This is a genomic window from Rhodococcus sp. MS16 (assembly GCF_013277795.1).
Lineage (GTDB): Bacteria > Actinomycetota > Actinomycetes > Mycobacteriales > Mycobacteriaceae > Rhodococcus_F > Rhodococcus_F globerula.
Genome location: NZ_VBTM01000008.1, coordinates 56,708 through 70,569, shown reverse-complemented (window position 1 = coordinate 70,569; position 13,862 = coordinate 56,708). Strand labels below are relative to the sequence as shown.

Here is a 13,862-nt window from a genome sequence, read left to right as displayed (position 1 = left end):
CTGCGTCCCACCGTGCCCCTCTCGCTTGACCCTCGCACTTGATCGAGATTCAATCACCAGGTTCCGACAGATCGGCTTCGGATGCGTGGTCGAACTCGATTACCACTTTGCCCGCGCTGTGCCCGCTCTCGACAGCAGCAAGGGCTGAGCCGGCCTGCTCGAAGGGAAAGCGCTGCCTCACGGCGGGGTCGAGGGAACCATCGGCCACCAACTCCGCGACCGCCGTGAACACCGCGGTGGTGCGCCGACGCTCTACTCCGCTGCCGCCCAGTTCGGTAGCAGCGACGGAATCGGCGATGCTGATAAGCGGGGCGCCCGGACGCCGCAATGAAGCGGCCCTCTGGAGGGGCTCCCCGCCGACCAGATCGAAGACACCGTCGACCCCGCTGGGCGCGAGAGCGGCAACGGCATCTGCCCACAGATCACCGGAGTCCACCCACAGCGATCCGGTTTCCTCGACGGCGTCCTGCTTGGCTGCGCTGGCCACACCGAGCACAGTGATGCCGCGCGATCGGGCCAATGCGAGCGTGCTGGTCCCGACTCCACCGCCCGCGCCGAGCACCAGCAGCGTGGCGCCGGCCGCGAGGTCTAGATCGTGAAGGGCGTCGAACGCGGTTCCGCAGGCAACGGGTATCACGGCGGCGTCGGCCCAGGACGCCGCGGTCGGTTTGCGTGCGGCCTGGGAGGCATTGAGCACGGTCGCCTCGGTATATCCGCCGAATCCTGTTGCGGTGGAGCCGAAGACCTCGTCGCCGACGTCGAACTCCGTGACCCGTGGTCCCACGCTGGTGACGACACCTGACACCTCGCGGCCGAGCACTGCCGGCAGTGTCACCGGCACGGTGTCCTTGCGGGTTCCTGCCCGGACCTTCCAGTCCGCCGGATTGACGCCGGCAGCGCGGACGGACACCACAATCTGCCCGGCGCCAGGTGGCGGCAGGGAAACGTCGAAGAACGATTGAGTCTGCGGACCGCCGTACTCGGTGAAACCGTATGCCAGGACCATGACAACAGCCTATGTCGGTAGCACCTGATTGGATGGTCGGATGCTGCATGGACTCTGGTCACCGGGATCGGGGCTCAAACTGTGGGTAGACGGACACGAGGGCGCCGGGGTCGATGATCCCCGCGACCCGGTCAGTGCTGTCCTGCACCGAAAATTCCGTCATCGAGTAAGTATCGCGATGCCTTCCGTGCCGGGTGGGCCGCTGCAGAGTGAGTACGCGGCGGTGGCGCTGGCACCGGGTGATGCCGTTGACCTGCTGCTTCGGATCAAACCTGCGGACGACCGGGTTGCCGGCGACCTGCATTACCTTGTCCACGTTGTTCGGGGGATCGAGCGTTGGGTGCGGGCAGGGCGGGTTGTTCCCGAACTGGGCCGTGCCGAGGGGAGTTGGTGGCCGCGCTGGCGGCTGCTGATCGACGAGCGTCAGCGCGCGTGGCTGGGTGAGTTGGTTGTTGCGATGCCCCCGGTGCAGCGCGCAGTGGGATCACCTCGAGCCGTGTTGGACGACGTTGTTCTCGAACTGACCGATTCGGTTGTTCGCCGAGTGCTCGGCGAGTCGGTCGACACTCCCACGACCGGGCTGTGGGCGGCATTGGTGCGCGGCGACGCATTCGACAACGCGGAATTGCGAGTTGCGTCGTCTCTGACGCAATGGCGCGGCACTCTCACCGCACATGAGCCCGACTTGGTCCTGCGTTTGATCGAACCGGAACTGAGCGAGGACGCCGATATCGATGCGGAAGCACTCTGGCGACTGCAAGTGTGCCTTCGGCCGGAAGGTGAAGCCCCCGAACGGATCAGGCTGCACCGTGCCGATGCCGCGCGCCTGCAAGTAGGTAGCCGCAAACTCGAGGAAGCCATCGCCGCCTACCCGCGCTTTCGGGATGTGCCGCGCGACGACGACAGCTTGGACCTTCTACTGCCGACAGCTGTGGTGATGGATCTGGTCGGCCACGGCGCTATCGCCTTGCAGGAGAAGGGAATCACGCTCCTGCTGCCTCGGGCGTGGAGCGTCGTGTCGCCGTCGTTGCGCGTGAAAGTCACCTCGGCATCCTCACCGATCGTTGCCGAGAATCGTACGGTCGGCCTGGATCAGTTGGTGGAATACGACTGGGAGTTGGCGCTCGGAGACAAAGTGCTCACGCCGGAAGAAATGGCGCGCCTGGTCGACGCGAAGTCGGATCTTGTTCGCTTGCGCGGTGAGTGGGTCCAAGCTGACCGGGAGGTGCTTGCCCGGGCCGCTCGTTTTGTCGGCGAGCGCCATGCGAGTGGCGACCGGGCCATCATCGAATTGATCAAAGACCTGATCGCCGACGACCTCAAAGACCTTCCCGTCGAAGAAGTGACGGCAACGGGGTGGGCGTCGGCGCTGCTGAACAATTCGGTCGAACCGGCAGAGGTTCCGGTTCCGGCAGAAGTCAAAGCGGTACTGCGGCCTTATCAGCGGCGAGGACTCAACTGGTTGGCGTACATGAGCGCTCTCGGGTTGGGTGCGGTATTGGCGGACGACATGGGGTTGGGAAAGACGCTCCAACTGTTGGCGCTGCTTGCGCACGAGAAGTCCACGACGCCAACGCTGCTGGTGTGCCCGATGTCGGTGGTCGGCAACTGGCAACGCGAGACGGCGCGGTTTGTTCCGAGCCTACGGGTGTACGTCCATCACGGTTCCGATCGCGCAACGGGCGCGGCGCTCGAGGCCGCAGTACGCAGCCACGATCTGGTGATCACGACGTACGCATTGATGACGCGTGACGTCGCTGCCCTGAAGGATCTCGATTGGCGCCGCGTTGTGCTCGACGAGGCCCAGCACATCAAGAATGCCAAGACATCGCAGGCGCGCGCCGCTCGCAGCATCCCGGCGGCACATCGGGTCGCACTGACCGGAACTCCGGTGGAAAACCGGTTGGACGAGCTGCGATCCATCCTCGACTTTGCCAACCGTGGTGTGCTCGGTTCGGAACAGATGTTCCGCAAACGCTTTGTCGTGCCGATCGAACGCGAGAAGGACGAACTTGCCGTTTCGCGGCTGCGCGCCGTCACGTCGCCGTTTGTCCTGCGGCGAGTCAAAACCGATCCCGCTGTCATCTCCGATCTTCCGGAAAAACTCGAGATGACGGTCCGCGCAAATCTCAGCGAAGAGCAAGCTGCTCTCTATCGCGCGGTAGTCGACGACATGATGGCCCAGATCAAGGGCACGGAAGGTATGAAGCGCAAAGGCGCAGTGCTCTCCGCTCTCACCAAACTCAAGCAGGTCTGTAACCATCCGGCGCATTTTCTTCGCGACGGATCTGCGGTGATGCGCCGCGGTCAGCATCGTTCCGGCAAACTCGGATTGATCGAAGACATCGTCGAATCGGTGACTGCGGAAGACGAGAAGGTGTTGCTGTTCACGCAGTTCCGCGAGTTCGGGGAACTGGTGGTGCCCTACCTGTCCGAGCGGTTCAGCACGGGGGTCCCGTTCCTGCACGGCGGTGTGTCGAAGGCCGGCCGTGACACCATGGTCGAGGAGTTCCAGAGCGTCGGCGGTCCGCCGATCATGGTGCTCTCGCTCAAAGCCGGCGGAACGGGACTCAATCTGACCGCCGCGAATCACGTTGTCCATATGGATCGGTGGTGGAATCCCGCGGTCGAGAATCAGGCCACCGACCGTGTGTTCCGCATCGGCCAGAATCGAAATGTCCAGGTCCGCAAGATGGTCTGTGTCGGGACATTGGAAGAACGGATCGACACGATGATCGACACGAAGAGCGAATTGGCCGAGCTGGCCGTCGGAACAGGGGAGAACTGGGTGACGGAGATGAGCGTCGAACAGCTCGGTGAATTGCTCCGACTCGGTGACGACGCGGTAGGCGAATGAGTCCGCGCCGTGGCGGTCCCGATTTCAGTGAATACACCGGCGCGCGTAAGCGAGCGGCGCCGATCAAGTCTCGTCCCGCTTTCGGTCGGACGTTCTGGGGCAAGGCATTTGTCCGGGTCATCGAGCAGATCGGTGACAAGGGCCGGGTCTCGCGAGGTCGAACTTTTGCTCGCACAGGCAAGGTCTTGCCGCTCGATATTCGGCCGGGACGCGTGACCGGTGAGGCGTGGGGGACACAGCTCGAACCGTTCACCGCCACTCTCGCAGTCAGCACTCTCGACAACACCGATATCGACGACATCATCACCAAACTCCGCCGGGTCCCAGGCTCATTGGCCTCGCTGGTCTCCGGGGTGGTTCCGGACATGCTCGCCGCGCAACTCCTGCCGGACGGGCCGGGCGCGTTCCAATTCGACTGCACCTGTCCCGACGAGGGATGGCCGTGTAAACATGCTGCGGCTGTGGCCTTCCTGACTGCCGAGCGGATCGATACCGATCCGCTGCAACTTCTGATCCTGCGCGGGGTCGATCTCAGCGATCTGATCGGGGGAGTGGAAGACGAGACCACGATCGCGGTCGACGTAGAAAGCTGGTTCGGGGACTCGTCCCTTCTGCCAGGATTGCCGCGAGTCGAATTCCGGGCTGCGATAGACGATCTGGACGTGAACGCGTTGCGGGCCTCGGTGGCTGCGCTGGGATTGGATGTGGCACAGCAAAACGTCGCGCTCGCCGAACTACGGGCAATTTACCGGCAATTGGACTCCTGAGCTCAACCACTAGGATCCCGGTGCCTGTTCCAGTATCGTGAGGTGGATAGGTCCGGTAGGGACCTGTCGACGATAGATTCTTTCACTTCACGAAAGGGGCAGCCGCCGTGATGCCCGTACATCTGCGCGACAGCGCTATACCCAAACACGAGCAACTGCGAAACATTTTGCTGCACAAGTGCACCCGCGAGTTGCAGCCGGGTGACCTGATGACCAGTGAGCGAAACCTGATGCAGGATTACGGCGTCAGCCGAATCACGGTTCGTGAGGCGATCGGTCAACTTGTCAACGACGGATATCTTGTGCGCGTGCGTGGCAAGGGAACCTTTGTCGCTCACCGCCAGGTTCAATCCAAACTGCACCTCGCGTCGTTCACCGAGGAAATGCGAGCCCAGGGACACGTTCCTACCACTGTGGTCCTCGTCAACGAGGAAGACACCGTGCCCGATGCCACGGCGTCGGCGCTCGGAATGGAGCCGGGATCGTTGGGCTACCACGTCAAACGCCTGCGCTTGGCAGACGGTGAACCGGTGAGCGTCGACGACGGTTGGTACAACCCGCAGCAATTGCCCGGGCTCACCGACCTCGACCTGACCGGGTCGATCTACCGTGCGACGGCCGACAAGTACGACAAGCCGATCGACCGCGCGGAACAGACCGTCAGCGCCGACGGTGCAACCATCGAGATCGCCACTCTGCTCGGGACGAAGAAGGGGGCACCCGTGCTGTACTTCGACCGAGTGTCCTTCAGTGAGGGCGCGCCGATCGAGCACACGTGCAGTTGGTACCGCTCCGATCGTTATCAACTGCAGATGGAAGTACAGGGAAACGAACGAGCGGGCACACGCGCCTGATCGCAACCCGAACAGCAGGCGGGCGCATCCTCTTTCGAGGGTGCGCCCGCCTCGCTCGTATTCAGGCAGACCAGTCGAACAAGATGTCGCCGGTCTTCACTTCTTCTCCCACAGAAGGGGATTCGACGGTATCGGGTTTGGAGTCCATGACTACAACCGGGCAGATTGCCGAGTGGCCGGTGGTATCGATGAACGCCGGATCGAAGCTGACGACAGGGTCGCCGGCCGCGACGGTGTCACCCTCGGATGCGATGAGCGTGAAGCCCTTGCCTTCGAGCTTGACGGTGTCGATTCCGATGTGAACCAGTACGCCCGTTGCCTTCTCGCCGAAGATGACAAATGCGTGGGGATGGAGTTTGAGGATCTTCCCGGCGATGGGCGCGACAACGGTGAGGGGGCCCTGGTCGCGGGCAGGTTCGAGGGCTACCCCTGATCCGACCATCTGCTGGGCAAAAACCGGGTCGGGAACGTCGGCAAGTGCAAACACACGGCCGGGAAGCGGAGCGAGGACGGAGACGGTCACAGGATGTCCCCGATGTCCTCGGCGAGGATGTCGGCCTCGGGTCCGACGATCACCTGGACGACGGAGCCGGCCTTGAGCACGCCGTGCGCGCCTGCGGCCTTGAGAGCAGCTTCGTCGACCTTGTCGCCGTCCTTGACCTCGGTGCGCAGGCGGGTGATGCACGCTTCGATTTCGACGATGTTCCCGGCGCCGCCGAGGCCCTTGATGATTGCTTCCGCTTTCGACATTGCTGCTCCTGTGTGTGGTCGTAAATGCGTCGGTTGTTGTCGCTGGTGAAGCACTCTGGCTGATAGCGGGACGTGAGTCAACACGTAACTTAAATCACATTCCGGTCTTGACATCTGCGCTTCATCAGGCAAAACTACAACTGGTTATGACCGGACAGTACCCGTTAGCGGTGCAACGCCACAACAGTTTCGGCAAAACGATTTTCCGGCTCCTCGCGGTGGGCGAGGTGTCCACTTCGCGTACCTAAACCAGCAGGCCGACCCGTTGCGGCCCAGCGAGCAGAGAAGGTCAACGATGACGCTCGACGACACTCCCAAGAAGGAATCAACGTTCTTCGCCGGCGTACAACGCCTCGGCCGAAGTTTGATGTTGCCCATTGCCGTTCTCCCGGCTGCCGGCATCCTTCTGCGACTCGGCCAAGACGACCTGCTCGGCCGGTTCAGTCCGCTCGAGAGCGCGGCCACGGTGATTTCCGCTGCCGGTCAAGCCGTGTTCACGTGGCTGCCGCTGATCTTTGCCGTCGGCATTGCGATCGGGTGGGCCAAGAAGGCAGACGGATCCACCGCCCTTGCCGCGGTGGTCGGGTACATAGTGATCGACGGTGTCTTCAAGGCGATGTCGCCGATCGTTCTCGAAGGAAAAACCGATCCAAACGGGGATCAGTCGTTGATCAATTACGGCGTACTCGCCGGCATCGTGATGGGTCTACTCTCCGCAATTCTGTGGCAGCGCTTCTATCGAACAAAACTGCCCGACTACCTCGGATTCTTCAACGGCCGACGTTTGGTTCCGATCCTGACCGCCGTTACCGGCCTGCTCGTCGGCGTCCTCATGGCGTTCTTGTACCCGCTGTTCAACTCCGGACTGAACTGGGTCGGTGAAGCAGTTGCCTCGAATACCGTTGTCGGCGGCGGCATCTACGGCGCAGCCAACCGTCTGCTCATCCCGACCGGCCTGCACCACATCCTCAACTCGGCAGTGTGGTTCCTGATCGGCGACTACCAGAACGCCAGCGGTCAGATCATCCGCGGCGACCTCAACCGGTTCTTTGCCGGTGACCCTACTGCCGGGACGTTCATGACCGGATTCTTCCCGATCATGATGTTTGCCCTGCCGGCTGCGGCGTTTGCCATCTGGCGCAATGCCAAGCCCTCGCAGAAGAAGCTTGTCGGCGGCATCATGCTCTCCACCGGCCTCACCGCCTTCCTCACCGGCATCACCGAGCCCCTCGAATACTCGTTCATGTTTGTTGCGTGGCCGCTGTACGTCATCCACGCGCTTCTGACCGGTACGTCGATGGCGTTGGTCAACGCACTGGGAATCCACGACGGATTCACCTTCTCCGCCGGCTTCTTCGACTACGTCCTGAACTTCGGCAAGGCCACCAACGCCTGGATGCTCATCCCGATCGGACTTGCGTACGCGCTCATCTACTACTTCCTCTTCAGCTTTGTCATCAAGAAGTGGAACCTGCGCACCCCCGGCCGTGAGGAAGAAGCCGAGGTTGCGGCAGGCGAGCCTGATGCTGCGCTCCTCGAAGCCGAAATGGCGCTCGCTGCCGAAGGCGACACCCGGACCGACGCACCACTCGTCGCAGAAGTGGAGAAGAAACTCGACAAGGAACTGGAAGGGCGCTGACACATGACAACGGCAACAATCACCGAACGGAACCAGATCAGTGCACTCGGAGTCAGTGCCGGGGTCGTCTGCGCACCCTGGTTGAGTTTCGCAGTGCCCGAACGTACTTCGGCGCAGGATCCGATCACCGGCGAGCCGGAGTCCGAACTGGCCAGAATTCGAGCGGCGCTCGACACCGTCAGTGCGGAACTCCTGCGCCGCGCCGAATCCGTCGACGGTGTCTCCGCGGACATCCTGACCACGTCGGCGGCGATGGCACGGGATCGGGCCATCGTCGGCGCGGCGCAGAAGAACCTCGAATCAGGTCTGCCGACAGCACATTCGGTGACGGTTGCCTTCGACGGCTTCTGCGCAAAGCTCGACGCGGTTGGCGGGTACATGGCCGAGCGGGCAACAGATCTGCGTGACCTCGCTCAGCGGGTGGTCGCAGTGCTGCGCGGCGAACCGATGCCAGGAATCCCCAACCCCGGTTACCCGTACATTCTGGTGGCCCGGGATCTGGCGCCCGCCGACACGGCAACGCTCGGCGACACCGACGTGGTCGGATTGCTCACCGCAGAGGGCGGGCCAACCAGTCACACCGCCATCCTCGCCAAGTCACTCGGCATTCCGGCGGTGGTGAACTGCGCGGATACCGATCGGCTGGTCCCGGGTGCTGTTCTGATCCTCGACGGTTCGAGCGGGACGGTGACGATCGATCCGAGCCCCGAGCAGTGCAGTGAGGTCGCCAGGGAAGCATCGGCCCGTGCTGCTCGCGCCGCGACTGCCAGCGGTCCCGGACGTACCCGCGACGGTTTTGCCGTGCGCTTGGCGGCAAACATCGGGACCGTGGCCGATGCCGAACGTGCGGGCGCCGCCGACTGTGAGGGTGTTGGCCTGTTCCGTACCGAATTCTCGTATCTCGGTCGCTACGATGCACCCTCCGTGGCGGAGCAGACCGCAACGTACAGAGCTGTTTTCGAGCACTTTGCCGGACGCGCCGTCGTGGTGCGGACCCTCGATTCCGGTTCCGACAAACCGTTGCCCTTCCTGGATCTCGGGGTCGAGGAGAATCCGGCGCTCGGAATTCGGGGGCTCCGCGTGGCAAATCTGTATCCGGACACCCTGGTAACCCAGCTCGACGCACTGGTTGCGGCTGCCGATGCAACCGGCGCGGATCTGCGCGTCATGGCACCGATGGTCGCGACGGCCGATGAAGCTGCGGGCTTCGCGGAACTCGCCCGATCCCGTGGGGTCGGCAAGGTGGGCGCGATGATCGAGGTTCCGGCTGCGGCCCTGCGCGCACGAGATCTCCTCGAACATCTGGATTTCCTGAGTATCGGAACCAATGACCTGAGCCAGTACACCTGTGCGGTCGACCGGATGACGGGCAGCCTCGCACACCTGCTCGACCCGTGGCAGCCGGCAGTCCTCGACCTGATCGCGATGGTCGGCCAGGCCGGAGCCGTCGCAGGCAAACCTGTTGGTGTGTGCGGGGAATCGGCGTCGGATCCGCTGTTGGCGCCGGTGTTGGTCGGTCTCGGGGTGTCGAGTCTGTCGATGTCCGTCGCAGCGATCGGGGCCGTTCGCGCGGAATTGTCGGCGCTCGATCTCGAGGTATGCCTGCAGATGGCGTCGGCGGCTCGTAATGCCCGAACGCCGGTCGACGGCAGGGCGGCGGTCGCGCGCATCAGGAATTCCTCGTGACCGAGTCACTCGTGCTGCGCGGCATCGTTGTCGGCGGTTCCTCCGGGAGCATCGACGACGGCATCGTCGTGGTCGACGGTGAGCTGATCAGCTGGGTGGGGGCGGCGAAGGACTATGCCTTAGCTGATGGCCCGGATCCCGCTGATGTTCCGGACGCAACCGACTGCGTGATACTTCCCGGGCTGATCGACGTCCACAGTCACGGCGCCGCGGGAGCGGGTTTCCCCAACACCGACGCGGCGGGCGCCCGAGTGGCCGCGTCGCATCACCGTGAGCACGGGACGACCGGTCTGCTGGCAAGTTTGGTGTCGGCACCCCGGGCGGATCTGATGCGCCAAGCCTCGATGTTGGCCGACCTGGTTGAGGACGGCGAGATTCTGGGTATCCACCTCGAAGGGCCGTTTATCAATTGTGTTCGATGTGGTGCCCAGGATCCCGCAGCGATAGTTTCCGGGGACCCTGACCTGCTCGAAGAGGTGTGCAACGCGGCCCGCGGGCACGTGCGTTCGATGACTCTGGCACCGGAGACGGAGAATTTCGGGAAACTGCTCGACGTCATGCGTCGACGCGAAATTCTGCCCAGCTTCGGACACACCGACGCCGATGCGGCGACTACGTCGACCCGGATCGGACAGGCGGCTCGCAGCGGTCGGGTGAGCGCAACACACCTGTTCAACGGGATGCCGCCGTTGCATCACCGTTCGCCGGGTCCGGTGGCGGCGTGCCTCGCGGCCGCCGGGAGAGGAGAGATGGTGGTGGAACTGATCGCCGATGGTGTGCATCTGGCTCCGGAAACGGTGTCCATGGTGTTCGATACCGTCGGCGCAGACCAGATCACGCTGGTCAGTGATTCCATGGCTGCCGCCGGAATGGCCGACGGAAACTATCAACTCGGCGCTCTGGATGTGGTGGTGAGCGGTGGCGTCGCCAGACTTGCTACATCCGACGGTTCGGACGGGGCCATAGCCGGCGGAACGGCACGACTGCTGGATGTGCTGCGTAGCACCGTGTTCGACAGCGGAGTTGCACTCGCCGATGCCGTCACCGCTGCCACTCGCACCCCGGCAACACTGCTGGGACTGCACGATTCACATGGATCGCTGACTGCCGGCTACCGCGCCGACATCCTGGTCACCGATCGTCACCTGCGCCCGGTGCGCGTACTACACGGCGGTCGGGCCGCCGGAAAGGAAATCTGATGGAAATTGTCATCATGCCAACCCCGCTGGAGGTCGACTCGACGGCAGCAGACATCGTCGAAGGCTATGTCCGACGCGGTGCTACGACGCTTGGGCTCGCAACAGGTTCGTCGCCGATCGGGACGTACCGTGAGCTGGCGCGTCGTCACCGGGTGTCAGGACTGGACTTCTCGCAGGCTCAGGCATTCTTGCTCGACGAGTATCTTGGACTGCCGAAAAGCCATTCGCAGTCGTACTATTCGGTGATTCGCGCCGAATTCGTCGACCACGTCAATCTGGATCCGGAACGGGTGTTCAGCCCAGACGGTGAAGCAGCAATTCCCGATGCCGAAGTGGAACGCTACGACCGTAGTATCGCCGAAGCCGGGGGAGTGGACGTCCAACTGCTCGGAATCGGCACCGACGGACACATAGGTTTCAACGAACCCGGTTCCGCTCTGTCGTCGAGAACCCGGGTCAAGACGTTGACGGAGCAGACGCGAATCGACAACGCTCGTTTCTTCGAGCGTCCTGACGATGTTCCTCATCACGTTCTCACCCAGGGCCTCGGAACTATCAGTGATGCACGGCATTTGGTGATGATCGCGACCGGCGAAGGCAAGGCCGACGCGATTGCTGCAGCCGTCGAAGGCCCGTTGACGGCATTTTGCCCCGCATCGATCCTGCAGTGGCATCGCCACGTCACGGTGGTCATCGACGAAGCTGCGGCCGGGCGGTTGAAGCTGGCCGACTACTACCGGTACGCGCTCGAGAACAAGCCACCCTGGCAGGCGTACTGACATGAGCGCTCTCGAACTTGCCGTTCAGGATGTTCGTGGGGCGCAGATCGCACTCGCCGTGGGGGCGGCGCGTGTTGAACTCTGTGCGGCACTGGGTGCAACCGGTGGTCTCACCCCCAGCTACGGATTGATCGAAGCAGTTGTGGCAGTGGGTGTTCCGGTGCATGTCCTGATCCGGCCACGGGCTGGTGGATTTGTATACTCTGCCGACGAGATGGTGGTGATATGCCGTGACACACGCGCCGCAGTGGCAGCAGGTGCGTCCGGGATAGTGATCGGCGCTCTGACCGAAACCTCCGCGGTCGATGTCGACGCGATGCGTTCGATCATCGGCTGCATCGACCCGTCAACTGTCGAAGTTACCGCACACCGGGCCGTCGACGTGGTGCCGGACAGAAATGTGGCACTCGACGTCTTGGTGGATCTCGAAGTAACCCGGGTCTTGACGTCGGGCGGTGCCCCGACCTGCGTAGAAGGGCTGGCGGAGCTGGGGACCCTGGTCGATCACGCCGCGGGGCGGATCCAGATCATGGCCGGTGGCGGCGTCCGGATTCCCGATATTGCCGCAATTGCGGCGACCGGAGTCGACGCGATCCACTTGTCCGCTCGCGCGATCGTCGAAGGTTCCGGTGGGCCGGGCGGTGGTAGCGGTGGATACGAGGTCACCGACCGGGAAATTGCGCTGTCCGCGGCTTCGGCCCTAGACATACATGGACATCCAACTATAGGATGGTAGACATACTCAGCGCTGCTTCTCGGGCAGTCCACAACGAGCAAGGAACGGGTTAGCACAATGGTTGACAATGCGGCAGTTCAAGAGTTGACGCACTTCGTCGGTGGCAAGCGGGTTCCCGGAGCTTCCGATCGATTTGCAGACGTCTTCGATCCCAACACCGGTAAGGTTCAGGCGCGCGTCCCGCTCGCAAGCAAGGCCGAAACCGAAGCCATCATCGCCAATGCAGAAGAGGCGCAGAAGGTCTGGGCTGCTTTCAACCCGCAGAAGCGCGCCCGCGTGCTCATGAAATTCCTCCAGCTCGCTCAGGCTGAGATGGATTCCCTCGCTCGCCTCCTCTCGTCCGAGCACGGCAAGACCGTCGCCGACGCCAAGGGGGACATCCAGCGTGGCCTCGAGGTCATCGAATTTGCCGTCGGTGCTCCGCACCTGCTCAAGGGCGAATTCACCGAGAGCGCAGGCACGGGTATCGACGTGTACTCGATGCGTCAGCCGCTGGGCGTCGTTGCCGGCATCACGCCCTTCAACTTCCCCGCGATGATCCCGCTGTGGAAGGCCGGCCCGGCTCTCGCCGCAGGTAACGCCTTCATTCTCAAGCCGTCCGAGCGCGACCCCTCCGTGCCGCTGCGCCTGGCCGAGCTGTTCCTCGAAGCCGGACTGCCCGCTGGCGTGTTCAACGTGGTCAACGGTGACAAGGAAGTTGTCGACGTCCTGCTCACCGACGACCGCGTCAAGGCTGTCGGTTTTGTCGGCTCCACGCCGATCGCCCAGTACATCTACGAGACCGCCGCAGCTCACGGCAAGCGTGCACAGTGCTTCGGTGGCGCCAAGAACCACGCGATCGTGATGCCGGACGCCGACCTCGACGAGGTTGCCGACGCCCTGATCGGTGCCGGCTACGGCAGCGCCGGTGAGCGTTGCATGGCCATCTCCGTTGCCGTTCCCGTCGGCGAAGAAACGGCAGATGCGCTGGTTGCCAAGCTGAAGGAACGCGTCGCGAAGTTGAAGATCGGTCGCAGTGACGACGAAGGTGTCGACTTCGGGCCCCTCGTCTGCCAGGATGCCCTCGACCGCGTCAACAACTACGTGCAGATCGGCATCGACGAGGGCGCAACGGCAGTCGTCGACGGCCGCGGCTTCACCCTCGAAGGCCACGAAGGCGGATTCTTCGCCGGCGCAACCCTGTTCGACAACGTTACGTCGGATATGCGCATCTACAAGGAAGAGATCTTCGGACCCGTACTTCAGGTTGTGCGCGCTGCCGATTACGAAGAGGCACTGCGTCTTCCGACGGAACACGAGTACGGAAACGGCGTCTCCATCTTCACCCGTGACGGCGACACCGCGCGTGACTTCACGGCCCGCGTCAACGTCGGCATGGTCGGCGTCAACGTGCCGATCCCGGTCCCGATCGCGTACCACACCTTCGGTGGCTGGAAGCGCTCCGGATTCGGTGACCTGAACCAGCACGGTCCCGACTCCTTCCGCTTCTACACCAAGACCAAGACGGTGACGCAGCGTTGGCCTTCCGGCAAGAAGGAAGAGACCAATCACTTCGTCATCCCCACGATGAACTGATCGGAACACCTTCC

General features: G+C 63.1%; 12 protein-coding genes. 9 read left to right on the top strand and 3 right to left on the bottom strand.

Going from position 1 to position 13,862, the window contains the following annotated elements:
- Positions 1-49 precede the first annotated feature (49 nt).
- Positions 50-1,006 carry an NADP-dependent oxidoreductase gene (locus tag FEZ60_RS19685; RefSeq protein WP_172936800.1) on the bottom strand — a complete coding sequence of 319 codons (957 nt, stop codon included), beginning with the start codon at positions 1,004-1,006 and terminating at the stop codon, positions 50-52.
- Between the two features lie 40 nt (positions 1,007-1,046).
- Here FEZ60_RS19685 and FEZ60_RS19680 point away from each other — a divergent pair, with 40 nt between their 5' ends.
- The 3 genes from FEZ60_RS19680 (at position 1,047) to FEZ60_RS19670 (ending at position 5,484) form a co-directional block, all read left to right on the top strand.
- Positions 1,047-3,863, top strand: coding sequence for a DEAD/DEAH box helicase (locus FEZ60_RS19680; RefSeq protein WP_172936799.1), 2,817 nt, complete (start codon positions 1,047-1,049; stop codon positions 3,861-3,863).
- Positions 3,860-4,630 carry an SWIM zinc finger family protein gene (locus FEZ60_RS19675; protein WP_033236059.1) on the top strand — a complete coding sequence of 257 codons (771 nt, stop codon included), beginning with the start codon at positions 3,860-3,862 and terminating at the stop codon, positions 4,628-4,630. The genes FEZ60_RS19680 and FEZ60_RS19675 overlap by 4 nt, the downstream gene beginning before the upstream one ends.
- Before the next feature lie 107 nt (positions 4,631-4,737).
- Positions 4,738-5,484: a GntR family transcriptional regulator gene (locus tag FEZ60_RS19670; RefSeq protein WP_045071374.1), complete on the top strand. Its 747-nt coding sequence runs from the start codon at positions 4,738-4,740 to the stop codon at positions 5,482-5,484.
- A gap of 61 nt (positions 5,485-5,545) precedes the next feature.
- On the opposite strand, the gene FEZ60_RS19665 is transcribed toward FEZ60_RS19670, so the two are convergent.
- Both FEZ60_RS19665 and FEZ60_RS19660 read right to left on the bottom strand, forming a co-directional pair.
- Complete coding sequence (locus tag FEZ60_RS19665; protein WP_172936798.1) at positions 5,546-6,007, bottom strand: glucose PTS transporter subunit IIA; 462 nt, start codon at positions 6,005-6,007, stop codon at positions 5,546-5,548.
- Positions 6,004-6,234: a PTS glucose/sucrose transporter subunit IIB gene (locus FEZ60_RS19660; protein ID WP_092807539.1), complete on the bottom strand. Its 231-nt coding sequence runs from the start codon at positions 6,232-6,234 to the stop codon at positions 6,004-6,006. The genes FEZ60_RS19665 and FEZ60_RS19660 overlap by 4 nt, the downstream gene beginning before the upstream one ends.
- Before the next feature lie 295 nt (positions 6,235-6,529).
- Here FEZ60_RS19660 and FEZ60_RS19655 point away from each other — a divergent pair, with 295 nt between their 5' ends.
- The 6 genes from FEZ60_RS19655 to FEZ60_RS19630 are packed head-to-tail and all read left to right on the top strand — an operon-like array spanning position 6,530 to position 13,848.
- Positions 6,530-7,873, top strand: a complete 1,344-nt coding sequence (locus FEZ60_RS19655; RefSeq protein ID WP_033236061.1) for a PTS transporter subunit EIIC — start codon at positions 6,530-6,532, stop codon at positions 7,871-7,873.
- 3 nt (positions 7,874-7,876) lie between these two features.
- The gene (gene ptsP, locus FEZ60_RS19650) at positions 7,877-9,559 is read left to right on the top strand and encodes a phosphoenolpyruvate--protein phosphotransferase (RefSeq protein WP_172936797.1); all 1,683 of its coding nucleotides are present in this window, start codon (positions 7,877-7,879) and stop codon (positions 9,557-9,559) included.
- Complete coding sequence (locus tag FEZ60_RS19645) at positions 9,556-10,758, top strand: amidohydrolase family protein (protein WP_172936796.1); 1,203 nt, start codon at positions 9,556-9,558, stop codon at positions 10,756-10,758. The genes ptsP and FEZ60_RS19645 overlap by 4 nt, the downstream gene beginning before the upstream one ends.
- Entirely contained in the window at positions 10,758-11,537 is a 780-nt protein-coding gene (gene nagB, locus FEZ60_RS19640) for a glucosamine-6-phosphate deaminase (protein WP_092807547.1), read from the top strand. The genes FEZ60_RS19645 and nagB overlap by 1 nt, the downstream gene beginning before the upstream one ends.
- A 1-nt stretch (position 11,538) precedes the next feature.
- Entirely contained in the window at positions 11,539-12,273 is a 735-nt protein-coding gene (locus FEZ60_RS19635) for a copper homeostasis protein CutC (RefSeq protein ID WP_172936795.1), read from the top strand.
- A 57-nt stretch (positions 12,274-12,330) separates the two neighbouring features.
- Positions 12,331-13,848 (top strand): CoA-acylating methylmalonate-semialdehyde dehydrogenase, encoded by a 1,518-nt coding sequence (locus FEZ60_RS19630; RefSeq protein WP_172936794.1) that lies wholly within the window; start codon positions 12,331-12,333, stop codon positions 13,846-13,848.
- Positions 13,849-13,862 lie beyond the last annotated feature (14 nt).